This is a genomic window from Paracoccus sp. N5, from assembly GCF_000371965.1.
Classification (GTDB): Bacteria; Pseudomonadota; Alphaproteobacteria; order Rhodobacterales; family Rhodobacteraceae; genus Paracoccus.
This window is the reverse complement of sequence record NZ_AQUO01000002.1, coordinates 267,126-290,030: the sequence shown is the minus strand read 5'-3', so window position 1 is coordinate 290,030 and position 22,905 is coordinate 267,126. Positions and strand designations below refer to the sequence as shown.

General features: G+C 66.4%; 21 protein-coding genes. 9 read left to right on the top strand and 12 right to left on the bottom strand.

The genetic code is table 11. The features are described from left to right. Positions 1 to 5: 5 nt before the first annotated feature. Positions 6 to 770, bottom strand: coding sequence for an SDR family oxidoreductase (locus PARN5_RS0115845; protein ID WP_018000750.1), 765 nt, complete (start codon positions 768 to 770; stop codon positions 6 to 8). A gap of 35 nt (positions 771 to 805) precedes the next feature. Further along, the gene (locus PARN5_RS0115840) at positions 806 to 1,783 is read right to left on the bottom strand and encodes an acyl-CoA dehydratase activase (protein WP_036745051.1); all 978 of its coding nucleotides are present in this window, start codon (positions 1,781 to 1,783) and stop codon (positions 806 to 808) included. A gap of 635 nt (positions 1,784 to 2,418) precedes the next feature. Here PARN5_RS0115840 and PARN5_RS0115835 point away from each other — a divergent pair. Both PARN5_RS0115835 and PARN5_RS0115830 read left to right on the top strand, forming a co-directional pair. Then, complete coding sequence (locus tag PARN5_RS0115835) at positions 2,419 to 3,600, top strand: 2-hydroxyacyl-CoA dehydratase family protein (RefSeq protein ID WP_018000748.1); 1,182 nt, start codon at positions 2,419 to 2,421, stop codon at positions 3,598 to 3,600. Between the two features lie 26 nt (positions 3,601 to 3,626). Then, positions 3,627 to 4,997 (top strand): 2-hydroxyacyl-CoA dehydratase family protein, encoded by a 1,371-nt coding sequence (locus tag PARN5_RS0115830; RefSeq protein WP_018000747.1) that lies wholly within the window; start codon positions 3,627 to 3,629, stop codon positions 4,995 to 4,997. 368 nt (positions 4,998 to 5,365) lie between these two features. Here the strand turns inward: PARN5_RS0115830 and PARN5_RS22950 are convergent, their stop codons facing one another. From PARN5_RS22950 to PARN5_RS0115810, 4 genes are all read right to left on the bottom strand, one after another. Continuing rightward, positions 5,366 to 5,959 (bottom strand): PaaI family thioesterase, encoded by a 594-nt coding sequence (locus PARN5_RS22950; RefSeq protein ID WP_081615024.1) that lies wholly within the window; start codon positions 5,957 to 5,959, stop codon positions 5,366 to 5,368. A 14-nt stretch (positions 5,960 to 5,973) separates the two neighbouring features. Beyond that, a complete protein-coding gene (locus tag PARN5_RS22385; RefSeq protein ID WP_018000745.1) occupies positions 5,974 to 7,599 on the bottom strand; it encodes an AMP-binding protein in 1,626 nt (541 codons plus the stop codon). 77 nt (positions 7,600 to 7,676) lie between these two features. After that, on the bottom strand, positions 7,677 to 9,059 hold the full coding sequence (locus tag PARN5_RS22380; RefSeq protein WP_018000744.1) for an enoyl-CoA hydratase-related protein: 1,383 nt from the start codon (positions 9,057 to 9,059) through the stop codon (positions 7,677 to 7,679). A gap of 123 nt (positions 9,060 to 9,182) precedes the next feature. Then, positions 9,183 to 9,668: a MaoC family dehydratase gene (locus PARN5_RS0115810; RefSeq protein WP_018000743.1), complete on the bottom strand. Its 486-nt coding sequence runs from the start codon at positions 9,666 to 9,668 to the stop codon at positions 9,183 to 9,185. 162 nt (positions 9,669 to 9,830) lie between these two features. Here PARN5_RS0115810 and PARN5_RS22375 point away from each other — a divergent pair, with 162 nt between their 5' ends. The 6 genes from PARN5_RS22375 (at position 9,831) to PARN5_RS0115780 (ending at position 15,700) form a co-directional block, all read left to right on the top strand. Then, a complete protein-coding gene (locus PARN5_RS22375; protein ID WP_157404054.1) occupies positions 9,831 to 10,592 on the top strand; it encodes an enoyl-CoA hydratase-related protein in 762 nt (253 codons plus the stop codon). Positions 10,593 to 10,658: 66 nt separating this feature from the next. Then, positions 10,659 to 11,417, top strand: a complete 759-nt coding sequence (locus PARN5_RS0115800; RefSeq protein WP_018000741.1) for an electron transfer flavoprotein subunit beta/FixA family protein — start codon at positions 10,659 to 10,661, stop codon at positions 11,415 to 11,417. Then, positions 11,417 to 12,343, top strand: a complete 927-nt coding sequence (locus PARN5_RS0115795; RefSeq protein ID WP_017998775.1) for an FAD-binding protein — start codon at positions 11,417 to 11,419, stop codon at positions 12,341 to 12,343. Before PARN5_RS0115800 ends, PARN5_RS0115795 begins: the two co-directional genes overlap by 1 nt. Before the next feature lie 134 nt (positions 12,344 to 12,477). After that, positions 12,478 to 13,272 carry an enoyl-CoA hydratase-related protein gene (locus tag PARN5_RS0115790; protein ID WP_018000740.1) on the top strand — a complete coding sequence of 265 codons (795 nt, stop codon included), beginning with the start codon at positions 12,478 to 12,480 and terminating at the stop codon, positions 13,270 to 13,272. Positions 13,273 to 13,285: 13 nt separating this feature from the next. Further along, on the top strand, positions 13,286 to 14,491 hold the full coding sequence (locus PARN5_RS22370; protein WP_018000739.1) for an acetyl-CoA hydrolase/transferase C-terminal domain-containing protein: 1,206 nt from the start codon (positions 13,286 to 13,288) through the stop codon (positions 14,489 to 14,491). 51 nt (positions 14,492 to 14,542) lie between these two features. Beyond that, positions 14,543 to 15,700: an acyl-CoA dehydrogenase family protein gene (locus PARN5_RS0115780; RefSeq protein ID WP_018000738.1), complete on the top strand. Its 1,158-nt coding sequence runs from the start codon at positions 14,543 to 14,545 to the stop codon at positions 15,698 to 15,700. A 198-nt stretch (positions 15,701 to 15,898) separates the two neighbouring features. Here PARN5_RS0115780 and PARN5_RS0115775 read toward each other — a convergent pair whose 3' ends face one another. The 3 genes from PARN5_RS0115775 to PARN5_RS0115765 form a co-directional block, all read right to left on the bottom strand. Further along, positions 15,899 to 16,939, bottom strand: coding sequence for a TRAP transporter substrate-binding protein (locus PARN5_RS0115775; RefSeq protein ID WP_018000737.1), 1,041 nt, complete (start codon positions 16,937 to 16,939; stop codon positions 15,899 to 15,901). 159 nt (positions 16,940 to 17,098) lie between these two features. Beyond that, positions 17,099 to 17,971, bottom strand: coding sequence for an SDR family oxidoreductase (locus tag PARN5_RS0115770; protein ID WP_018000736.1), 873 nt, complete (start codon positions 17,969 to 17,971; stop codon positions 17,099 to 17,101). A gap of 241 nt (positions 17,972 to 18,212) precedes the next feature. Next, positions 18,213 to 19,418, bottom strand: coding sequence for an MFS transporter (locus PARN5_RS0115765; RefSeq protein ID WP_018000735.1), 1,206 nt, complete (start codon positions 19,416 to 19,418; stop codon positions 18,213 to 18,215). A gap of 221 nt (positions 19,419 to 19,639) precedes the next feature. Between PARN5_RS0115765 and PARN5_RS0115760 the strand changes: the two genes are divergently transcribed. Next, positions 19,640 to 20,050: a VOC family protein gene (locus PARN5_RS0115760; RefSeq protein WP_018000734.1), complete on the top strand. Its 411-nt coding sequence runs from the start codon at positions 19,640 to 19,642 to the stop codon at positions 20,048 to 20,050. On the opposite strand, the gene PARN5_RS0115755 is transcribed toward PARN5_RS0115760, so the two are convergent. The 3 genes from PARN5_RS0115755 to PARN5_RS0115745 are packed head-to-tail and all read right to left on the bottom strand — an operon-like array spanning position 20,047 to position 22,891. Next, positions 20,047 to 20,856 carry an SDR family oxidoreductase gene (locus tag PARN5_RS0115755; RefSeq protein ID WP_018000733.1) on the bottom strand — a complete coding sequence of 270 codons (810 nt, stop codon included), beginning with the start codon at positions 20,854 to 20,856 and terminating at the stop codon, positions 20,047 to 20,049. The genes PARN5_RS0115760 and PARN5_RS0115755 overlap by 4 nt on opposite strands. Positions 20,857 to 20,868: 12 nt before the next feature. After that, the gene (locus PARN5_RS0115750) at positions 20,869 to 21,732 is read right to left on the bottom strand and encodes a MaoC/PaaZ C-terminal domain-containing protein (protein ID WP_026155493.1); all 864 of its coding nucleotides are present in this window, start codon (positions 21,730 to 21,732) and stop codon (positions 20,869 to 20,871) included. A gap of 4 nt (positions 21,733 to 21,736) precedes the next feature. After that, positions 21,737 to 22,891: a CaiB/BaiF CoA-transferase family protein gene (locus PARN5_RS0115745; RefSeq protein WP_018000731.1), complete on the bottom strand. Its 1,155-nt coding sequence runs from the start codon at positions 22,889 to 22,891 to the stop codon at positions 21,737 to 21,739. Positions 22,892 to 22,905 lie beyond the last annotated feature (14 nt).

The window sequence follows — 22,905 nt, the reverse complement described above, 5'->3', positions numbered from 1 at the left end:
CGATCTCAGGCGGCCGAGATGCCTCCGTTCACCGAAATCACCTGCCCGGTCAGCCGTGCGGCCGCGGGACTGGCCAGGAACACCAGCGTGGGTGCGATGTCTTCCGGGCGGGTCAGTCCCAGAGAAGCGGCCTTCTCGGCCCGCTGAAACAGCTTGGCTGCGAAGGGGTCTTCCATGATCCGGTCATAGGATTGCGTGTCCGCGATCAGCGAGGGCGTCACCGCATTCACCCGGATTCCGTCGCGCTTGGCCTCCATCGCCAGCGTGGTTGCAAAGCGGGTGATGGCGGCCATGCCGGCGCCGATCACCGACTCGCCCGGGGTCGGCACCCTGGCCGCGTCCGAGGCGACCAGGATGATGGCCCCGCGCCGACGCTGACGCATCCCCGGCAATACCGCGCCGGACAGCAGCAACGCGGGCAGTGCCTGTTCGTTCAGCTGGGCGACGATAGTGGCGGGGTCGAGCAAATGAAACAGCTTGGGGACACCGTTGGAATTGGCGGCGCTGATGGCGATGTCGATCGGGCCGATCTCGTCCTCGATGGCGGCGATCGCCGGGGCGACGGCCGCCGGGTCGCACAGGTCGACGGACCGGAAGCTGGCCACCCCCGCATGCCCTTCGGCGTTCAGCGCCGCCGCTGCCGCCGCGCCCTTGTCCGGGTTGCGACCGATCAGCACGACCGCCGCCACGCCTTCGCGCAGCAGCAACCGGGCGGTTTCAAGCCCGACGCCAGAGGTGCCGCCGCCGATGACGGCGTTGCTGTTGCGCAAGGCGAACCCCGGGTGTTGGCCAGCTTCGGTTCCTGTCATTTTTTCCTCTCTTCCCGTCGCGACGGGCTCAACTGACCGATGAACCGGGCCAAGGGGCCGGTTGCCCGCGGTGCGATGGTTGCGGACGGGTCATGGCCCGCGCCACCGGGGCGGCATTTCGGGGCGTCCGAGCCCGGGATCGCGACGGCCGAAAGCCGATCTTCCTCGGCCTGCTCGCTTTCCTGATCGGCAACCCGCAACGCATCCAGTGCGAAAAGCGCGGCGCCAAGCGCACCGGCGATCTGCGGATCGGGCGGAACCGTGATCTCCGTCCCCAGCTCCTTGGCGATGGCGCGCACCGCCGCGGCGTTGCGTGCGACGCCCCCCGTCATCGCTATCGGCTCGCGCAGACCGACCCGCGACACCAGGCCGAGCGTGCGGCGCGCGACCGAGCCGTGCACCGCCGCCGCCACGTCGGGCTTCGAGGATCCTTCCGCCAGCAGAGAGATCACCTCGGTTTCCGCGAAGGTCGCGCAGATGCTGGAGATCGCCAGTTCGGCCTGCGCCTGCAAGGCCATGGCGCCCATGTCCTCCAGCGGCACTTCAAGGGAACGCGCCAGCGTCTCGAGGAACTTGCCGGTGCCGCCGGCGCAGCGGTCGTTCATGGCAAAGGTTTCCACCAGCCCGTCGGAGGTGACCGCGATCACCTTGCTGTCCTGGCCGCCGATGTCGATCACCAGGCGTACGCCCGGCACCATATGGGCCGCACCACGGGCATGGCAGGTGATCTCGGTATAGGATTTCGAGGCGCCGTCGATCATCCGCCGGCCATAGCCGGTCGCCACGGTATTGGCGATCTGCGCTTCGGTCAGCCCGGCATCGGCCAATGCCCGCCGCTTCGCATCCATCATCGCGTCGCCGCTGACCGCGCCCATCTGGACCACCTCGCGGGCGACGATCCGGCCATGCTCGTCCAGGATGACCGCCTTGGCCGTGGTCGAGCCGAGATCGACCCCCATCACATGCCGGTTCATGCCCATGATGCCCTCGCCGCCCGGCACGCGCCGGCCTCGGGGACTTCCGGCTGAACGCCCCGCAGTTCGGCGATGTCGACTTCCAGCAGAGTTTCCCAGAACATCACGCTACCTCCCTGCTGCCCCTGGATCGTGGCGGCATCTGGTTGCAACCATGAGCACAGCTCACTTCAGCAGCCATACTGATGAGCACCGCTCATTCGGTCAACGATTATTTTTGCGTTGCAACATTTTACAAATCTAATATACTGTTTTATTTATATAAATTTAGTGTGCTACAGAACTTTTTTCTTTCATGCAGATGCGATTCCGTGCCAAAGTCGTTGCCGGGCCTGCGGCCGCCTGACCGGCGCATGATCAACTCAATCACAGCCGGCAGAAGAAATCACGGATGGAAGATCATAGCGGGCGGGCCAGACGTCGTCGGTCGCCGGTCTGCGGTCATACAGCTGAATTCACATGATATTTCTTCCAACATCGAATCGCGGCAAAGAATAAACGGTTGACAGAACGCGATTCGCAACGAATGTTCGCCCGGAAAAGATACGCTACCTTCCCACTTTCAGGCGTTCTCGGCGGCGACAGGCGCTGCATCGCGTTTCGGAGTGGGACTCACCAGAAGCTGGAGGAGCTGAATGGACCAGGCAGCCAAAATTGACGAAATCCTCGGGGTTCTGGCCGGGATCGCCGCATGCCCAGGCGCCTATGCCAGCGACTGGAAGGCCCGCACCGGGCGCAAGGTCATCGGCATATTGCCGATGAACTTCCCCGCCGAGATCGTGCATGCGGCCGGCGCGCTGCCTGTGACGGTGCAAGAGGACGACGCGCCCATCACCTATGGCCGCCGGCTGTTGCACGAATTCTATTGCGGCTACACGCGCAGCCTCGTCGATCAGGCCGCGACCGGAAGGCTCGCGCCCTATGACGGGATTTTCCTGGTCGACCATTGCGTCGCGCTGCTGGGCGCGGCGGATGCGATTCGCTTCGAGATGCCGGACATGCCGGTCTTTCTTGCCCAGTTCACCGCCTCGATGGACGAGACCACGACTCGACCGCAGATCCTTGGCCGGATCGCCGAACTGCGCGAAAAGCTGGAGGAGCTTTGTGGCGCTCCGATCGAGAACCAGGCGATCCGCCGCAGCATCGAGGCCTACAATCGCAATCGCGGCCTGTTGCGCCGGGTCTATGAAATGCGCCGTTCGGGCCTCATCAGGCTGACCAGCCGGCAGATGCAGGTTCTGGTGAAATCGGCCATGGTCATGGATGTCGATGAACACAGCGCCCGGATGGATCATCTCCTGGCGCTGTTCGAGGCGCAGCCGGCGGCGCCTTCCTTATTGGTCAGGCTGCATCTCTCGGGACATTTCTGCCACGCGCCCAAGCCCGAATTGCTCGACATGATCGAAAGCTGCGGTGCGACCGTGGTCGATGACGATATCTATACCGGCTATCGCTACATCTCGACCGATGTCCCCGAGGGTTCTGATCCGGTCGCGGCGCTGGCTGGTTGGTATTTCAACCGCAACACCAACGTCCCCTGCTCGACTCGCGCCCAGATGACGGTGGACTGGGAAAGCTATCTGGCCAACGCACTGGAAAAGAGCGGCGCGCAGGGTGTCATCGTCCTGGTGGCCAAGTTCTGCGAACCCCACATGCTTTATTATCCGGAACTGCGCAAGGAATTCGTCAGGCGGGGCATTCCCCATCTGCTGATCGAGACGGAACACGAGGGGCTGGCGCTTGAAATGCTGAAAACCCGGGTCGAGGCCCTGATCGAAGTTATCCGCCGCCCTGCCCTGTCCAGAGAAATGGCCTGAGGCTTAACGACTTCGGAGGAACACAAATGTCTGCCATCACGGAACACGCAAATTCCGGACAGCCCCCGGCCCGCACCGCACCGCTGGCCAACCGCCTGGTCAGCACCCGTGCGGGCGGGGAAATGATCAAGAACTACTGGGACAATCTGTTCACCGCGCGCGAACGCGGTGCCACGGTCGTGTGGTACAATGGCGCCGCGATCAACCCGATCCTGCAGGCGGCAGGTGTCGAGTGGTGCCATGGCGAAGCCTTCGGCGCGCGCCTTGCGGCGATGCATCTGGAACGGCCCGCGCAGCAGGCCGGCGAGGCCTATGGCTATATCAACGAACTCTGTTCCTATGCCCGCACGACCCTGGGCTGCGCGCTGCTGACCAAGAAGGAAGCGGTGGACCGGGTCGAGATCGACGGCTCGCCCAATATCCCCGACAAGGAGGTTCTGGCCGCCCGCCTGCCGCCGCCGGATCTTTTCGTGAACGCCTATGCGGGATGCAGCACCGGCCAGCAATGGGACGAGATTTCCTATCGCGTCTTCGACAGGAAGCTGCCGCTGTTCAAGGTCTCCTATCCCCTGCTTTGGGGCAACAAGTCCGATGCGGGATATCTGCGCGGCGAGGAATGGGACAATGCGTCGAAATACGTCGCGGGCCAGATCTACAACCTGATCGAGTTTCTTGAACACCAGACCGGCAAAAAGTTCGATTGGGAGGGATTGCGCGAATCGATGCATTACATCAAGCGCGCCGCGCAATTGCGGCTGGATGCGCTTGAGCTGTGCAAGGCCAAGCCGGCCCCTGCAGTATTCTGGGACTGGGTGGCCAGCATCGCGCCGATCAACTTCCTGCCCGGCAATCAGGCGCTGGTGGATTACTTCCAGGGCGTAAAGACCGAGATCGAGCAGCGGCTGCAAGACGGGGTGAGCGCGCTGCCGAACGAACGCTACCGCCTTGCATTCGACGGCATCATGAACTGGAACAAGGTGGGCTGGCTTGCCAACAAGTTCGCCGAGCGTGACGCCGCAGTCGTCTGCGGGCGCTATACGCACAACAGCTTCTGGCACGAACCGCATCTGATCGACGAGGACGATCCGATCCTTGGCATGGCGCAGCACTACCTGCTGTGTCCCTTCAACCATAGCGCAAAGAACCTGGCCGAGCAGGTGCTGCGCGATTGCGAGACATATGGCATCGACGGCATCGTGTTCCACGCGACCCGGACCTGCCGGTCAGCCACCAACGGCCAGCTCCTGCTGGCCCGGATGGCGCAAGAGAGGGGGATCCAGACCATGTTCTTCGAAGGCGATGTAGCGGACGAAAGCTTCTACAAGGACGAGGTCCTGCAAAGCCGCCTGGAGGCGATGCTGGAAACCATCGACGTGCAGCGGACCCGCGCCGCGTGAAACGGCCGTGGGCTTCCGGCCAGGGCCTGTCGGTCCGACGGATGGGAAGCCCACGCCACCCCCGGCTGGGCGACCGCGATCGATCGGCCGAGGCCGCGCCGTTCGGCGCAAGCGTGAAGCAACATCAGGCGCACGGCGGACCATTCGGCCGGCCGGGCCGCAATAGGGGCATCCCCAAGCGTCACGACGCTGCTGATCCGGAACTGCTCCGCGGTTGTCATGGAGAACTGTGCGGCGGCTGGCGGGAGCCGCACGCGCAGGTCGCGATAGCAGAAAGCCGTAAAGGCAGCTCCATGGCATCGATATCGTGAATTCACCCGGGCCGCAGGGGTCTGCCTTTGCAAGACCGACCGCCGCCTTGACCGCGCCTATCCGTCCTCGGCATCGATCAGCACCCGCGAGGGCCAGAGTTCGGCGCATCGGACATAGAACGGATGAGCAATATGCTCGGCCCGCGACGAAATCTTGAAGATGCCGCGCGAGTTCATCACCGGCTCGTCCCCCACCCGCGCCACCATCTGGGTAAAGCACATCTTGCGGGTCTGGCGGATGATATCGACCCGCGCCGCCACCCATTGGCCCGGCAGGATCCCTTGCAGGAAATCGACCGACAGGGTGACCGTCGGGGTGACGATCCGGGAAAGGCCGACGGCATATTGCGCCCCAAGCGCAGCGTAATCCGCGAAAGCCGCGATCGCGCCTCCGTGACACATGCCCAGCGGATTCAGATGGCGTTCTCCGCAGCGGAAACCCAACTCCAGACGCTGATCTCCGGTTTCGCGGAAACTGACCTGACCGAAGGATCGGGCAAATCCGAATTCCAGATCAAAGGGCGTCCATCCCGCAGGGATGTCCGTTCCATCTGCCATGAAATCGGCTGTCATGCGTGTCTCCCTATCTGCCGTGTGGCCGAACGTTCCGGAAAATGGTCGATGGGGGGCCGGGCGGTCGGCCCCTGCCATCGCTCCTGCACGGATCACGACATCAGCATGTCGCGCAGCAGGAATTTCTGGATCTTGCCGCTGGGCGTGCGGGGCATCGCCTCGATGATCTCGACCCGTTCGGGCCAGTATTGCTTGGCGACCCTCTTCTCGTCCATCCAGGGGCGCAGATCGTCCAGCGATACCGCGGCGCCGTCCTTTACCGTCAGGAAGGCGCAGGCCCGCTCGCCCAGGCGCTCGTCGGGATAGCCGACCAGCGCGGCGCCGGTGATGGCGGGATGCTCGAGCAACAGGTTCTCGATCTCGACGACGGGAATATTCTCGCCGCCGCGGATGATGACGTCCTTGGTCCGACCGGCGATGCGGATATAGCCGGAGCAATCCTCCTCGGCCAGGCAATAGGCCAGATCGCCGGTATCCATCCAGCCCTCGGCATCGAAGGTCTGCTCGGGCGGAATGCCCATGTAACCGACATGAAGCTGGGCGCCGCGCACCAGAAGCCGCCCGGGCTTGCCCGCCGCCAGGGTTCTGCCCTCATCATCGACGACCTTCACCTCCATCCCGGCGACCGGCCGGCCGTCCGAGATCGAGGACAGCTGCCCGGCCCGCTCGGGCTCGGTCATGGTCGAGGCCAGGCTTTCCGTCATCCCCCAGACCGAGGTGACGGTGGTGCCCAGCACCTCGCCGGCCTGGCGGACCAGCACCGGCGGGATCGGCGCGCCGGCGCAAAGGAACAGGCGCAGGCTTTCGGGACGGGGCGCGCCGGCCTGGACCTCGCGCACCAGATCGGCAAGGAAGGGCGTGGCGCCACCGCTGAAGGTAACCTTGTATTCATTGATCAGGTCCAGCGCATGCCTGCCGTTCCAGCTTTCCTGCAGGACCATGGTCGCGCGGTTGAAGATCGCCAGCAGCACCCCGGCGGCAAGACCCAGCATGTGGCCGACAGGCGAGCCGACCAGCAACACGTCGTCATTGGACAGATGGCCGCGCTTAGTCATGCTGCGGGCGGCGTTCACCATGCTGTTGACGGTATGCTGCACCCCCTTGGGCGAGCCGGTGGTGCCGGAGGTATACATCAGCATCGAGGGCTCGCCCGGATCGGTAAGCGGCGGCGTGCCCTCGGGCGCCAGGTCCACCCGTTCGCCGGAGTTCAGCAGCGCCTCGAAACTGTCGCTGCCCGTGCCATGCGCCACCACGACATGCTCGAGATGGTCCAGCTCGTCACGCAGCAGGCGGGCGGTGCCGGCCAGGTCCAGCGACCCGAAGCCCTCGGGCACGATGAACACCTTGCAGCGCGCGAAGCCCAGCATGAAACGCAGTTCCCGTTCGCGGAAGATCGGCATCAGCGGGTTGGTGATCGCCCCAAGCCGTTGCGCCGCCAGCACGGCGACCACGAACTCCCACCAGTTGGGCATTTGCAGGGCCACCACGTCCCCCTTGCCCACGCCCAGCTTGCGCAGCCCGCCGGCGGCGCGGGCGATGCGATCCTCAAGCTCGCGAAAGGTCAGCCTGACAACGCCCGAGGCGCGATCCCCGACCACCGCCAGCTTGTCGGGGTGGTCTTGCAGCGCCTGGCGCAGGAAATCGTCGTAATGTTCGTCGGTCCAGTGGCCGAGGTCGCGCAGCTTGCGCCTATGCGCGGCGAGGTCGAATTTGGTCATGCATTGTCCTCCCATGAAACAACAGGATCGCCCCTGCAATCAGAGGCGACCTTGGGAAACGGCGGGATCGCGCCGTTTCAGCCGGCGACCGGCGCGATCAGGCGCCGGACGCCCTCGCTGCCGATGGAATCGTAAAGGGCGAAAGGGCCACCCAGATAGGCAGGGAAACCTGCGGCATTGATGCTGTGGAAATCGGCCGCCCGGCGGCTGTCGGGGTCGAGTTCCCTGCCGTGTTCCAGCGCGGCCACGACCGCAGCGCCCAGCAATGCGCCGGCAATGATCTGGTCCTGGCCTTGCGGCGCATCGATCCAGGTCCCGGTGGCGGCGATGCCTTGATGCTCTCCCAGAACCTCGGCCGGAACCGGCCGGGCCTGGCCGTCCGTCGGCATCGGGGCGGTCAGCCGCGCCCAATGCGCCGCGCTTTCGACCGCCTGCGGCTCGAAACGCGCCGCCACATCGGCCCAGGTCTTGCGTATGGCGGCGGCGATGGTGTCGTAAGCCTTGGGCAGCGCATCCGCCTTGCGCTGCTTTTGCCAGATCTGCTTGCCCAGAAACAGGCTCGAGATCATGTCGCGCGGCTCGGGGCGCTTGATGAGATCGGCGAAGATGTCGATTTCCTTGCTGACGGCGGCATCCATCGCCAGCGGCATGCCGAATTCGACGCAATCCAGGATGGCGGTGATCGCCGGATAGTGGCCCCCCGTCTCCTCTTCTCGGGCACGGCGCAGCTCGGCCAGCTGGGCGCTGACTTCGGCGGCCGAGGGAATGACGTAATCCTCCCGGTCCCAGGGTTGCTGCGGCTGGGGATTGCCCTTGATCCACTCCACGCAGGCGGCGATTTCCTGCCCGGCGGGAACCACGCGATGCGCGACCCCGGCCGCGACCGCATCGGCGGGCGTGAAGCGCGCCGCGTCGAGCAGCACCGGCATGGCCGCCTCGATGCCGACGAGCCGCGGCATGCGTTGCGTGCCGCCGCCGCCCGGCAGCAGGCCGACCAGCGATTCCGGCAGCCCCAGCGCGGTCGAGGGCGTATCGGCCAGCACGCGGTAATGCCCGGCCAGCGCGAATTCGCAGCCGCCGCCCAACGCCAGCCCGTTGATCGCGAAGGCCACCGGCACGCCCGCGGTTTCCAGCTTGCGGAACGAGCGGCCGATGGGCGCGAAATGATCGCGCCCGATCTGCCAGCGCGCGCTTTCCGGGGCGGCGATGATCATCGCATAGGCCTGCGCCAGCTCGCCCAGGTCGGCCCCGGCGCAGAAGGCGCTGCTTTTCCCCGAGGACACCACCAGCCCCTTCAGCCCGCTTGTCTTCAGCCAGTCGGCCACCGCCTCGGATTCATGGATGGCGCGATTCGAAAAGACATTCATGCTCCGGCCGGGCATGTCGAAGATCAGGTGGCCGATGCCGTCCTCGAGCAATTCAAAGCGAAACTCCACGAGTTCGGGCGGTTGCGTGGTCATGTCCTGTCCTCCCCAGCAGATCTAGGCGCCGGCACCGATATAGTGCGCTACGATATAATGCATATGCATACGTAATGCGTCAATTCCCCAGAGCCGGTCGATGCCAAGATCTGCGGACGATGCTCAGCCGGCAGCCGGCTTGCGCAGGAAAATCCCGGTGGCGATGGTGCTGTAGACGGCCGTCCCGTCCTGATTCTCGCCCTCCATCCGGAACGAGACGATTCCCCGATCCGGCTTCGACTGCGAAACCCGGGCCGAAAGCACCGTCACGCGCAGCCGCAGCCTGTCGCCGGGCCGCACCGGATGCAGCCAGCGCAATTCGTCGCAGCCGGGCGCCGCCAGCCCGGCCCGCCCCGGCAGGAAGCCATCGACCAGCAGCCGCATCATCAACGCAGCCGTCATCCAGCCCGAGGCGATGACGCCGCCATGCGGCTCCGCCGCGGCGGCTTGCGGGTCGATATGGAACGACTGCGGATCATAGCGCCGCGCGAAGGCGATGATTTCCTGCTCGGTGACCTCGATCGGGCCGAAAAGATAGGCATCCCCCGGCCGGTAATGCTCGAACCAGCGATCTGCGGCGGAGGTCTCGAAACCCGTTTTTGGCGCCATGCCACCTGCTCCCTCGCGGCCAAAGGACGCCGCGTCAATTGAATTGCTAGCTTACGATATAGTTGCATATCTATTTTAGACGATCTATTGTCGCCCTTGCAACATAGCTCAGGGGGGCCAGAGGAGAGCATGGAGTTTCGCGGGCAATCTGTCAGGATGACCATGGAAGACGGGCTCGCCCGGGTGGTGCTTTGCCAGCCCGAGCGCGGCAACCCCATCGACGCCACGCTGGGCGCCGAACTGCTCGAACTGTCGGGCATGCTCTTTACCGCCGCGCAGGTTCGCGCGGTGCTGATGACCGCCGAGGGCCGCTTCTTTTCCGTCGGCGGCGACCTGAACAGCTTCAAGGATCGCATCGACGAACTGCCGCGGCTGATTCTCGACTGGACCTCGGACTTCCATACCGCGCTCGTCCGACTGCGCCGCATGGATGCCCCCGTCGTCTGCGCGGTCGAGGGCGGGGTTGCCGGCGGCGCCGTTTCCATGATGGCCTTCGCCGATGTGATCCACGCCGCCGACTCGGTCAAGTTCACCGCCGCCTTTCCCGCCATCGGCTTTTGCGCCGACAGCGGCACCACCGTCTCGCTGTCCGAACGGATGGGCATCGCCAGGGCGCGCCGCTTCATCCTGTGCAATGAAACGATTACCGCGGCCGAGGCCCGCGACGCAGGGCTGGTCGATCACCTGCATCCGCTTGCCGAGGTCCGCGCCGCGGCCGAGGCGACGGCGATGCGCCTGGCCCAGGGTCCGACGCGCGCCTATGGCATGATCAAGCGCAGCTTCTCGGGCGCGCTTGGCCGCAGCATCGACGAACAGCTGGAGCTGGAGGCGCAGTCGCTGTCGCAGGTCGCCGGCTTTGCCGACGCGCGCGAGGGGATCGAGTCTTTCGTGCAGAAGCGCAAGCCGGGCTTCACCGGCAGATAGCCGCACCGCCGGCTGGCGATTGGAATCAATGCCCGCCGAGCCGGGCAATACTAAGGAGGAGCAACCATGAAGGTTCTCGTGCCAGTGAAGCGCGTGATCGACTACAACGTGAAGGCCCGGGTGAAGGCTGATGGCACGGGTGTCGATCTTGCGAATGTGAAGATGTCGATGAACCCGTTCGACGAGATCGCGGTCGAGGAGGCGATCCGGCTGAAGGAGAAGGGCCAGGCCGAGGAGGTCATCGCCGTCAGCATCGGCGTCAAGCAGGCCCAGGAAACCCTGCGCACGGCCTTGGCCATGGGCGCCGACCGGGCGATCCTGGTCGTGGCCGCCGAGGACGTGCAGCAGGACATCGAGCCCTTGGCGGTGGCGAAGATCCTCGCCGCGGTGGCGAAAGCCGAGGGCACCGAGCTCATCATCGCCGGCAAGCAGGCGATCGACAACGACATGAACGCCACCGGCCAGATGCTGGCGGCGATCCTGGGCTGGGGCCAGGCGGCCTTTGCCTCGAAGCTGGAACTCGACGGCGCCAAGGCCCGCGTCACCCGCGAGGTCGACGGCGGGCTCCAGACCATCGAGGTCGCGCTGCCGGCCGTGGTCACCGCCGACCTGCGCCTCAACGAGCCGCGCTATGCCAGCCTGCCCAATATCATGAAGGCCAAGAAGAAGCCGCTCGAGGAAAAGACCCCGGGCGATTACGGCGTCGATGTGGCGCCGCGGCTGGAAGTCGTCTCGGTGCGCGAGCCCGAGGGCCGCAAGGCCGGCATCAAGGTCGGCTCGGTCGACGAGCTGGTGTCGAAACTGAAAGAAGCGGGGGTGATCTGATGGCCGTTCTTCTGTTGGGTGAAGTCACCGATGGCGCGCTGAACCGCGATGCGACCGCCAAGGCGGTGAACGCTGTCAAGGCCCTGGGCGATGTGACCGTGCTGGTGGCGGGCGCGCAGGCGCAGGCCGCCGCGGCCGAGGCGGCGACGATCGCCGGCGTGTCGAAAGTGCTGGTGGCCGAGGCGCCGCTCTACGGCCACCGCCTGGCCGAGCCGACCGCGGCGCTGATCGTCGGCCTCGCCGGCGACTACAGCCATATCGCGGCGCCGGCGACGACGGATGCCAAGAACATCCTGCCCCGCGTCGCGGCGCTTCTCGACGTGATGGTGCTGTCGGATGTCTCGGCGGTGATCGATGCCGAGACCTTCGAGCGGCCGATCTATGCCGGCAACGCCATCCAGGTGGTGCGCTCGAAGGACGCGAAGAAGGTCTTCACCCTGCGCACGGCGAGCTTCGACGCGGCGGGCGCGGGCGGTTCGGCCGCGGTCTCCGAGGCGGCGCCGGCGGCCGATCCCGGGCTGTCGGCCTGGATCTCGGACGAGGTGGCGCAATCGGACCGCCCCGAGCTGACCTCGGCCAAGCGCGTGGTCTCGGGCGGCCGCGGCGTCGGCTCGAAGGAGAGCTTCGCGGTGATCGAGGCGCTGGCCGACAAGCTCGGCGCCGCGGTGGGTGCCTCGCGCGCGGCGGTCGACTCGGGCTATGCGCCGAACGACTGGCAGGTCGGGCAGACCGGCAAGGTGGTGGCGCCCGAGCTTTACGTCGCGGTGGGCATCTCGGGCGCGATCCAGCACCTGGCGGGGATGAAGGATTCGAAGGTGATCGTGGCGATCAACAAGGACGAGGAGGCGCCGATCTTCCAGATCGCCGACTACGGCCTGGTCGGAGACCTGTTCACCACCGTCCCGGAACTGACCGGGAAGCTTTGAGCCGGACGATATTTCGTCCTGCGCAGCCCTCGCCCGAGGGTCGCAGGACAAGATGCCTGTTCATGATGTGCATGTGAACGATAGTCGTGACAAGCAAGCGCAACCGCAGCCTTGCGTAACTGGAGGAAGAGACCATGGCAAACATCCCCGCTTTCGAGGACATCATCTACGAGGTCCGCGGTCGCGCGGCCTGGATCATCATCAACCGTCCGAAAGTCTATAATGCCTTCCGCGGCCAGACGCTGGAGGAAATGATCCAGGCGCTGAATCTGGCGGGCAACGACAAGGACGTGGCCTCGATCGTCATCACCGGCGCCGGCGACAAGGCGTTCTGCACCGGCGGCGACCAGTCGGCGCATGAGGGCAATTACGACGGCCGCGGCGTCGTCGGCCTGCCCATCGACGAGCTGCAAAGCCTGATCCGCGACGTGCCGAAGCCGGTGATCGCCCGGGTGAACGGCTTTGCCATCGGCGGCGGCAACGTGCTGGCGACGCTGTGCGACCTGACCATCGCCTCGGAAAACGCCATGTTCGGCCAGGTGGGTCCGAAGGTCGGCTCGTTCGACGCCGGCTGGGGCACCTGCCTGCTGGCTCGCATCGTCGGCGACAAGAAGGCGCGCGAGATCTGGTATCTCAACGATCGCCTCTCGGCCCGCGATGCCATGGGCTACGGGCTGGTGAACAAGGTCGTGCCGCTCGAGGAACTGGACGCCGCCGTCACGCAATGGACCGACACGCTGGCGGAACGCTCGCCCACCGCGCTGGCCTTCCTGAAGCGGTCGTTCAATGCCGACAGCGACTCGATCCGCGGCATCTCGAACCTCGCCCTGCATGCGGTCAAGCTGTATTACGCGACGCCGGAATCGCAGGAAGGCGTCAATGCCTTCAACGAGAAGCGCAAGCCCGATTTCTACAAGTTCGTGGAATAAGGCGGGAACGGTCATGGCACCCTTGCGGATCGGTTCGCGCGACCTGGCCGGCCACCTTCCCGCCGGTGCCCGGATCTGGCTGCATGCCTGTTCGGGGGAAAGCGCGCTGATCCGCGAGGAGCTGGAGGCCGCGGACCTGCGCGGCCTGACCTTCACCGGCATCTTCGTGCCCGGCCTGAACCGGCTGGCCGGGCTGCTGGCGGCGGGCGCGCGGGTCGAAAGCTATTTCATGATGCCCGAGTTCTCGGGCCATGAGGCGCAGGTGGATTTCCTGCCGTTCTGCTATCGCGAGATCCGGCTGCATCTGGCGGCGAACCCGCCCGATGCGGCACTGGTCATGGTCTCGCCCCCGGACGAACAGGGCCTGTGCAGCCTGGGCCCGGTCAATGATTTCATCGGCGACATCTGGCCGCATATCCCGCGGATCATCGGTCATATCAACCCGCTGGTGCCGCGGACGCAGGGCCGGTCCATCCCCCTCGACCGCTTCCATGCCGTGATCGAGGGCGAGGCGGCGCTCCCGGTCTCGGACCCCGGCATGGACGAGGTTTCGGCCCGCATCGCCGCACTCGCCGGCGAGTTGGTGCCCGAGGGCGCGACGGTCCAGGCCGGCCTTGGCCGCACGCCCGAGGCGGTGCTGCGCGGCCTGACCGGCCACCGCAACCTGTCCATCCATTCCGGCCTGATCGGGGATTCGACGCTGGACCTGCTGGAGGCCGGGGCGCTGCGCGCGGACGCGCCGATCTGCGCCGGCGTCGCCATCGGCAGCCAGCGGCTTTATGATGCCGTCGGCCGGCCCGAGTTTCGCTTTGCCCCGCCTTCGGTCACGCATGAGCTGGCGCAACTGGCCGGCATCGGGCGCTTCGTCACCATCAACTCGGCCATCGAGGTGGATCTGGCCGGCAACGGCCATGCCGAAGCCACCCGCAAGGGCCTGGTGTCGGGCCCCGGCGGCGCTTCCGATTTCGCGGCGGGCGCCCGCGGATTGCAGGGGCTGCGCGTCCTGGTACTGCCCGCAACGGCGGCGGGCGGCAAGATCAGCCGCATCGTTCCGTCGGGGCAGGCGCCCGGCCCGGTGTCGCTGGGCCGGTTCGATACCGATGTCGTCGTCACCGAATACGGCTTTGCGGACCTGAGGGCGGCAAGCCCGGCGCAACGCCGCGAAAGACTGATTGCCATCGCCGCCCCGGAACACCGGGCCGAACTGGCGGACACCTGACCCCATCCATTCGGCGAGGCCTTGCGGCACCCGTTACCAGAGGAAACCAAGATGATCGAACGCAGCCTCTTCAACCAGGAACACGAGCTTTTCCGGGAAACCGTCCGGCGTTTCGTCGAGAAAGAGATCACGCCCTATCACGCGCAATGGGAAAAGGACGGCATCGTCCCGCGCGAATTGTGGCTGAAGGCCGGCGAACAGGGCCTGCTGTGCTGCACCGTGCCCGAGGAATATGGCGGGCTGGGGCTCGACTACCTGTTCGACGTGGTGGTGTTCGAGGAGCTGTGGCGCGCCGGCGCCTCGGGCCCCGGCTTCCTGATCCACACCGACCTGGTGGCGACCTATATCCTGTCCTTCGGCAGCGAGGAGCAGAAGCGCAAGTTCCTGCCCAAGATGGTCACCGGCGAATGGATCGGCGCGCTTGGCATGACCGAGCCGCATGCCGGCTCGGACCTCAAGGCCATCCGCACCCGCGCCACCCGTGACGGCGACGATTACGTCATCAACGGGCAGAAGGTGTTCATCTCGAACGGCCAGCACGCCGACGTGCTGGTCTGCGCCACCAAGACCGACCGCGACGCCGGCGCCAAGGGCGTCACCCTGTTCCTGATCGAGGGCGACCGCGAGGGCTTCCGCCGCGGCCGCAACCTGGAAAAGCTGGGCATGCACGCACAGGACACTTCCGAGCTGTTCTTCGACAATGTGCGCGTGCCCGCCGCGAACATGCTGGGGGCCGAGGGCGAGGGCTTTGCCCTGATGATGACCAAGCTCAGCCAGGAACGGCTGGCCCAGGCCATCCGCTCCGCCACCGTGGCCGAGACGATCATCGAATGGACGCTGGACTATACCACCCAGCGCGAGGCCTTCGGCAAGACGATCTTCGACTTCCAGAACACCCAGTTCAAGCTGGCGGAGCTGAAAACCCAGGCCACGCTGGCCCGCGTGTTCACCGACAAGTGCATCGAGCTGTTCATGCAGGGCAAGCTGGATCCGGTCGATGCGGCGATGGCCAAGATGTACACCACCGAACTGCATTGCAAGGCGGCCGACGAATGCCTGCAACTGTTCGGCGGCTGGGGCTATATGTGGGAATACCCGATCTGCCGCGCCTATGCCGATGCGCGCATCACCAAGATTGCCGGCGGCTCGATCGAGATCATGAAGACCATCATCGCCAAGGCCATGAAAGCCGAACACGATCGGCGCTGAAAGCATGGCTTCCGGCCATGGCCCTGCGGATCGACGCCTTGCCGCGCCGATCCCGCGTCACGGTCACGGCCTTTCCTGACCGAAATCACCGTGAACCAAGCTGCAAGAGGCTGCGCCGCAAGGCGCGGCCTTTGGTCGGCAGGATCGCAGCGGCAGCCTGGACATCGCCTGAAGCTGCCCCCGATCACGCCTTTCGCCCTATTGGGCCGCCTTTCCGGCCGCATATTCGGTTTCGAAAAAGCGGACCATCGCCTCGGGGTCTTCCAGCCCGGATTTCCGCGCCACTTCAAACCAGTTGGAGCGGATCGGCTCCAGCCGCTCTTGCAGCGCGGCGACAAGGCTTTCCGGCGGGGTTTGCACCCGCACGCCCTCGCCCGGCATGGCCGCCAGCGCATCGGCAAGCGATCGCGCATAGACCTCGCCCATCTTCGTGACCAGCGCCAGCCCCGAAACCTCGCGGATCGCCGCCTGGTCCTGCGGCGAGATGCGGTCCCAAGCCTCCTGGCTGAAGGCCAGCATATTGACGGTGTTCACCACCCCGCCCGGCACCAGCACATATTCCTTCATCGTGCCCGCCAGCTTGAAGCTCAGCAGGGTGTCAGGGGGAATGATGCCACCGTCGATCGCGCCGCTGGAGGCAAGCTCATAGACTTCGGACATCGGCTTCGACACCGGCACCGCCTCCAGGAGGTCGATCGAGGCCGAGGCTGCCTGCTGCGGGCTGCGCAGCTTTTTCCCGGCCAGATCGGACAGGGCCGCCACTTCGCCCGAGCGCAGCGCGATATGGGCCGGATTGCCGGTGAACACGGCCAGCGGCACGATCTCCTTGAAAAGCCCCGTCGGCTCCAGATAGGTTTCATAGGTGCGATAGCTGACCGGCATCGAGACGCGCGGGTCGTCGCCCAGGAACGGAAGCTCCAGTCCCTCGGACAGCGGAAAGCGCCCCGGCGTATAACCGGGCACCACCAGCGCCACATCGGCAAGGCCGTCCGCGAGCACGTCATATTGCCCGGCTACGGCACCGACGACTTTCGGCGTCGGGACGATGGTCACCCTGCCCTCGGTCACCCGCGCGATCTCCTCGAACCAGGGCGCGATGATCTCGGCATGCAGCGGATAGGATGCGGGCAGCCATTGCGAATAGCGCAAGGTTATCGATTCCGCCCGGGCCGGCCCGACGGCCGAGGCCATGGCCACCAGCAGAATGCCCGGCAGCAGGTGTCTGGATATGAATGTCATATGTCCCCTCCCATGGGTCACGAAGGCAAACGGCTCTCCTCCACCAATTTGCAAGCTTATGGTATGCATTAATTCAATAAGCGCCACCCTTAAGCTGCCCGCCGGAATAGAAAGGGCCCCGGCGACGGCGGGGCCCTGTTCGTGATGCTGCGGCCGGCCTCAATCCCGGTTCTTGAGGATCTCCGGCTGCACGGCGCGGTGAAAGCCGTTGTATTCGGGGATATTCGTTGCCGGATAGTTCTGGGTCCAGGTCTGCCGGCGGTTCGGCGCGCCGCCGTCGACGCGCAGGCAACTGCCGGTCACATAGGCCGCCGCGGGCGACAGCAGATAGGTGATCGCGGCCGAGATTTCCGATTCGGTGCCATAGCGCGGCAGCGGCACCTGCGCCGGATAGGCCAGGATCCGCTCGGTGATCTCGGGGGCGTATTGGTCGAAGCCCGAGGAGGCGATTCCGCCCGGCGCCACCGCATTCACGCGCACGCCGGAATGCGCCCATTCGCAGGCCGCGGTTTCGGTCAGGGTCCACATGCCGCCGCGCGACGCGCCGGAATGCCCCATCTCGGGCCAGCCGTTCCAGATGTCGGCGATGACATTGACGATGGCGCCGCCATTGGCTTCCATCCAGCGGTTGTAGATTTCCCGCATGAAGATGAAGCCGCCGGTCAGGTTGTTGCGGACCACCGCCTCGAATCCCTTGGTCGAGATGGTCTTGAGTTCGGCCCGGTATTGCCCGCCAGCGTTGTTGACCAGCGCGTTGATGGCGCCGAAACGCTCCAGCGTCTGATCGATCACGGCGACGACCTGCGTTTCGTCGCGGATGTCGCAGGTCGCGATGTGAACCTTGCCGCCGTCCTCGGTGATCTCTTGCCGGACGGATTCCAGCTTTTCGGGGTTGCGGCCGACGATCACGACCTGCGCACCCAGATGGGCCAGCTCGTGCGCGGTGCAGCGGCCGATGCCGCTGCCGCCGCCGGTGACGATAATGGTCTGGTCCTTGAACAGGCCTGGTGCATACACGGAATTGTAAGGCATTGGGATCTCGCTCGTGCTGCGGCGGACCCCGGGAGGCCGCCTGTTGTCATCTTCCCGGCAGAGCCGGAATCGGAATGGCGCCGGGTTGCGGGCGGATATGCGATGGCTCTCGCGGGACTTCAGCCGCGCCCTCCCCCTGCCTTGCCTGTCCTGCCGCCCCCCTCCTCGGTGCGGGCAGAGCATATAGTGTGCTTACATACTATATGGTATTGCAGGCGGTGCAACGATTATTTGCCGCTCCTCACAGGGTCTGCCCGGCCCGGCGATACATGCGTTCGCTGTAGATGGAGACAAGGACGGCGAGCCCCGCCACCACACCACCCGCGACACCCAGCCAGTCATAGCCCAGGCCCGCCACGACGAGGCCGCCCAACGCCGATCCCAGCGCGAAGCCCAGATAGTTCATCGTCGCGTTCAGCCCCAGGACCACCGCCCCCCGCTCGGGATCGCGCTGCATCAGCAGGATCTGCTGCGGGATCATCATGCCGCCGGCCAGCAGATGCCACAGCAGCGCCTGCACGATCAGCAGCGATCCCGGCAGCGGCGCGATGCCGACCAGCGGCAGCGACAGCACCGGAAGGATCACCACCTGCGAACCCAGGGCAATCATCCGCGCCCGCGCCGCGCCCAGCCGCTGCGTCACGCGCCCCATCATCAGCCCGGCGACGACCCCGCCGATGCCGAATGCCCCGACCGTCAGGCCGACATTGCCGCCGTGCCGCATGACCAGCGGCGCGATCAGCCCATAGCACAGGATCAGCGCGCAGGCATGCAGCGCCATGATCGACACCGCCGCCAGCGCCTTCGGATCGCGGCCCGCATCCAGCAGCGTGCGCAGCGAGGTCACCGGGACCACGACCCGTCGGGGCAGCGTCCACCACAACCCGATTGCCGACAGCGCGCCCAGCCCGCCGACGATCAGAAAGGCGGCGGGCCAGCCCAGCTGATGCGCGATGACGACGCCCAGCGGCAGCCCGGCCGCCTGCGACAACTGAAGCCCGGCAAAGACAAGGCCCAGCGCCCGACCCCGCCGCGGTTCGGGCACGGCGGCAAAGACGACGGAGGCGGCGACCGGCGTGTAAAGACCGCCGCCAAAGGCCGCCGCGGCCCGCGCCGCCAGCATCACCTCGAACGAGCGGGTGAAGGCGCAGACCAGCGCCGAGGCCACGACGATCGTCATGGCGGCAAGCAGCAGCCGCCGCCGCCCGATCCCCCCGGTCATGGAAATGAGCAGCGGCGAGCCGACGGCGTAGGCCCCCGCATAGACGGTGAACAGCAGCGCCCCCTGAGCCAACCCGATACCCAGCCCGGCGGTGATCTCGGGCAGGATGCTGACGACGATGAAGCCGCCGGTGCCGACGACAAAGTTCCCTGCCGCCAGAACGGCGATGGCCAGGGGCGATGCGGCCGCCGGCTGGCATCGGCCCTGCTGCGCCGGACCCGTCACGATGTGGCCCCGTCCCTTGGCCTGCCGGCTACGGGGCCGGGCCAAAGTGTGTCAGCCTGCGCGGAGCGGCCAGCGCACAATGCGCCATCCCGCGGCCATGCACGGGTCCGCCACCGGTTGTCCGGATTGTTCATCTTTCTCCAGCCGCCCGTTGCCGGACGCGCCCCCATATTGTAATCTGATTTATAATAAATATATGCATCATATGGGAGGCAAGGAAAATGACGCCGGTCCTGGACCATATCGGCATCGCGGTCGCTGCGCTGGAGCCCGCGCTGGAATTCTATGGCAGCACGCTGGGGCTGGGCGAGCCGATCATCCGGCAAATCCCGGAACTGGGGCTGCGGCTTGCGTTCTTCGACAACCCCGCAGGACCGATCATCGAACTGGTCGAAGCCTCGGGCAAGACCGAACTGCGCCACGGCGACGTGGTGGTGGCGCTGGAGGTCGAAAATCTTGACGCCGCCATCGCCGAATACCGCGCCCGCGGGCTCAAGGTCTACGATCAGCCGCCGACCGCGAACCTGCCGCTGCGCCGGGGCTGGATCACCAAGGGCGGCGGGCACGGCACCATCATCGAGCTTTGCCAGCGAGGCGAGGTCGCGGGCTTCGTCCGGGGCGAGCGCGCCTAGCTGGGCGTCAGCACCGCCCCGCCGCAGACCGAGATCACCTGGCCGGTCACATAGCCGGACAGATCGCCGACAAGAAACTCCAGCACGTTCGCCATATCCTCGGGCGCGGCGAAACGGCGCAGCGCGATAGCCTCGAGCTGTTCGGGCGTGCCGACGCCGGTTTCGGAGTCCAGCTTCATGAGCCGCGCGGTCAGCGTGATGCCCGGCGCGATGGCGTTCACCCGGATGCCTTTCGGCCCCAGCTCGGCGGCCAGATTGCGGGTATAGGTGTTCACCGCCGACTTGGCCGCGCCATAGACCGCCATCGCCCCGCCCTTCAGAGGCTCCAGCGCGGTCTGGGACGAGATGTTGACGATCACCCCCGCGCCCTTGGCCGCCATGATCGGCGCGGCGGTCTGGCAGCACATCACGCAGGATCGCAGGTTCACATCCACCAGGAAGTCGAAGCCCTCCTGCGTGGTCTGGCTGGGCAGCGGGCTCTCGTGGCGATAGACGCCCGCGCCGGCATTGTTGACCAGAATGTCCACGCCGCCGAAAGCGTCGACGGTTTCCCGAAACAGCCGCTCGACGGTCTCGGGTTTCCTCAGGTCGCCCTCGACCCCCAGCGCGCGGCGGCCAAGCGCCTCGACCTCGGCCATCACGGTTTCGGCGGTCAGTTCCTCGCCGATCCGGGCCGCGCCCTGCATGTTCAGGTCGGCCACCACCACATCGGCACCCAGCCGCGCCAGCCGCAAGGCATAGGCCCGGCCGATGCCGCGCGCCGCGCCGGTCACGATGGCCGTCTTGCCCAGCAAGGGTTTCGTCATTCGCCTCTCCATTCACTCGCGCAACGTCGCATGGCCGTTGCTCAGGACAATCACCTGGCGCTCCGCCACCCGCGCACGGAACTGAACCGCCTGCCAGTCACGCCACAATTCGACCCGCAGCGTCTCACCCGGATAGACCGGGGCGCTGAACCGGCAGCCGATTTCGGCGATGCGGTCGGGATCATAGCCGCAGACCAGCCGCAGAATGGCGTGGCAGGCGATGCCGAGGCTGCACAGCCCGTGCAGGATCGGCCGCTCGAACCCCGCCGCGCGCGCCACGGCCGGATCGGCGTGAAGCGGGATGCGGTCGCCGCTCAGCCGATAGATCAGCGCCGATTGCTGCAGGGTGGGCAGATCGCAGAACAGATCCGGCGCCCGGTCGGGAACGGCGGGCAAGGGCGCGGGCCTTTCGCCATGCAGGCCGCCGAAACCGCCGTCGGCGCGGGCAAAGGCGGTGCGCAGCGTGGTTGCGATCAACGCGCCGGTCCCGGCATCGCGCAGTTCCTTGCGGCTGTGGACCAGCGCGCCGCGGCCCGGGCCCTTGTCGGCCAGGCCGATCACCCGCGTTTGCCCGACGACTCGCCCCTGCGGCGCAAGCGGGCGGTGCAGGATCACCCGCTCTTCGCCGTGAAGGGACTGGTTCACGTCCATCCCCAGGCCGGGATCATGGACCCAGTCCATGGTTTCGCCCAGGACCACCGCCATGGTGGGAACCGCCTTCAACCCCTGTTCGTAGACAAAGCCCAGTTGTCCCGGATCGGTGCTGTCATGTCCGAACCCGATGCCAAGCGCATAAAGGATGGCATCCCGCTCGGTATAGTTCTGCGCCAGTTCGGGCATCCTAAGCGCCAGCGCCCGGTCCGGGTCGATTGCCATCCCCTCAGACGGTCCCGACCGCGGACCGGGGCGTCCCCGCCCCGCGCTCCAGCCGCTCGCACAGCGCCTGCGGCAGGCCCCAGTCGGCGCAGATCTCGCGGCTGTTTTCCCCCGGTGCCGGCGTGGCGCGGCGCAGGCTGCCCGGCGTCCGCGACAACCGCGGCGCGGGGGCGGGATGCACCAGCCCGTCGAATTCGGCATGCACTCCGCGCGCCTGCATCTGCGGATGCGTCCAGGCTTCCGCGATGCTCAGCACGGGCGAGAAACAGGCGTCGCGGCCAGCCATCGCCGTCTCCCATTCGGCGCGGGTCCGCTGCCGGAAGCGTTCGGCGAAAAGCTGCTTCAGCGCCGGCCAGTTCGCCCGGTCCGTCCGGTCGGGAATGGTTGCCGGGTCAAGGCCCAGCACGTCCAGAAGCGCGGCATAGAACTGCGGCTCGATCGCGCCGACGGCGACATGCCTGCCATCCGCCGTCTCATAGCAGCCGTAGTCGGGCGAGCCGCCGTCAACGATGTTGTCGGCCCGACGCTCGGTCCAGGTGCCCTGCTGGGTGAAGGCCATGAAGGCGGACATCAGATGCGACACCCCGTCGATCATCGCCGCATCCACCCTTTGCCCCTGCCCCGAGCGCCGGGCTTCGTGCACCGCAGCAAGGATGCCGAAGGCAAGATACATCCCGCCGCCGCCCAGGTCCGCGACCAGATTCAGCGGCGGCGCCGGCGGCCGGTCGGGATAGCCGATGGCATCCAGCGCCCCGGTCAGCGCCAGATAGTTGATGTCGTGCCCCGCCTCTCTCGCCATCGGTCCGTCCTGGCCCCAGCCGGTCATCGAGCCGTAGACGATGCGCGGGTTGGCCGCGGCGCAGGCGTCGTAGCCAAGGCCCAGCTTGTCCATCACGCCGGGGCGGTAACCTTCGATCACCACGTCGGCGGCGGCGATCAGCGCCAACGCGGCCTGGTGCCCGGCGGGGGATTTCAGGTCCAGCGCGATGGACCGCTTGTTGCGGTTGTAGAAGTCGTACTTCGGCGGCAGCAGCGGCTCGGCCGGTCGGTCGATGCGAATCACATCGGCGCCGAAATCGGCCAGAAGCCCGCCGGCGAACGGCCCCGGTCCCTGGCCCGAAAACTCGACGATCCGCAGATCGGACAGCGGTCCTGTCATGGCAGCCTCCCTCC

Excerpts from the sequence above, each read along its gene's own strand:
- PARN5_RS22385 (WP_018000745.1), bottom strand. The coding sequence starts at position 7,599 with ATGACCAAATTCGACCTCGCCGCGCATAGGCGCAAGCTGCGCGACCTC.
- PARN5_RS0115810 (WP_018000743.1), bottom strand. The coding sequence starts at position 9,668 with ATGGCGCCAAAAACGGGTTTCGAGACCTCCGCCGCAGATCGCTGGTTC.
- PARN5_RS0115750 (WP_026155493.1), bottom strand. The coding sequence starts at position 21,732 with ATGGCAATCGACCCGGACCGGGCGCTGGCGCTTAGGATGCCCGAACTG.
- PARN5_RS22380 (WP_018000744.1), bottom strand. The coding sequence starts at position 9,059 with ATGACCACGCAACCGCCCGAACTCGTGGAGTTTCGCTTTGAATTGCTC.
- PARN5_RS0115755 (WP_018000733.1), bottom strand. The coding sequence starts at position 20,856 with ATGACGAAACCCTTGCTGGGCAAGACGGCCATCGTGACCGGCGCGGCG.
- PARN5_RS0115800 (WP_018000741.1), top strand. The coding sequence starts at position 10,659 with ATGAAGGTTCTCGTGCCAGTGAAGCGCGTGATCGACTACAACGTGAAG.
- PARN5_RS0115840 (WP_036745051.1), bottom strand. The coding sequence starts at position 1,783 with ATGAACCGGCATGTGATGGGGGTCGATCTCGGCTCGACCACGGCCAAG.
- PARN5_RS22950 (WP_081615024.1), bottom strand. The coding sequence starts at position 5,959 with ATGGCAGGGGCCGACCGCCCGGCCCCCCATCGACCATTTTCCGGAACG.
- PARN5_RS0115775 (WP_018000737.1), bottom strand. The coding sequence starts at position 16,939 with ATGACATTCATATCCAGACACCTGCTGCCGGGCATTCTGCTGGTGGCC.
- PARN5_RS22375 (WP_157404054.1), top strand. The coding sequence starts at position 9,831 with ATGGAAGACGGGCTCGCCCGGGTGGTGCTTTGCCAGCCCGAGCGCGGC.
- PARN5_RS0115790 (WP_018000740.1), top strand. The coding sequence starts at position 12,478 with ATGGCAAACATCCCCGCTTTCGAGGACATCATCTACGAGGTCCGCGGT.
- PARN5_RS0115780 (WP_018000738.1), top strand. The coding sequence starts at position 14,543 with ATGATCGAACGCAGCCTCTTCAACCAGGAACACGAGCTTTTCCGGGAA.
- PARN5_RS0115795 (WP_017998775.1), top strand. The coding sequence starts at position 11,417 with ATGGCCGTTCTTCTGTTGGGTGAAGTCACCGATGGCGCGCTGAACCGC.
- PARN5_RS0115760 (WP_018000734.1), top strand. The coding sequence starts at position 19,640 with ATGACGCCGGTCCTGGACCATATCGGCATCGCGGTCGCTGCGCTGGAG.
- PARN5_RS0115835 (WP_018000748.1), top strand. The coding sequence starts at position 2,419 with ATGGACCAGGCAGCCAAAATTGACGAAATCCTCGGGGTTCTGGCCGGG.
- PARN5_RS0115745 (WP_018000731.1), bottom strand. The coding sequence starts at position 22,891 with ATGACAGGACCGCTGTCCGATCTGCGGATCGTCGAGTTTTCGGGCCAG.
- PARN5_RS0115830 (WP_018000747.1), top strand. The coding sequence starts at position 3,627 with ATGTCTGCCATCACGGAACACGCAAATTCCGGACAGCCCCCGGCCCGC.
- PARN5_RS0115770 (WP_018000736.1), bottom strand. The coding sequence starts at position 17,971 with ATGCCTTACAATTCCGTGTATGCACCAGGCCTGTTCAAGGACCAGACC.
- PARN5_RS22370 (WP_018000739.1), top strand. The coding sequence starts at position 13,286 with ATGGCACCCTTGCGGATCGGTTCGCGCGACCTGGCCGGCCACCTTCCC.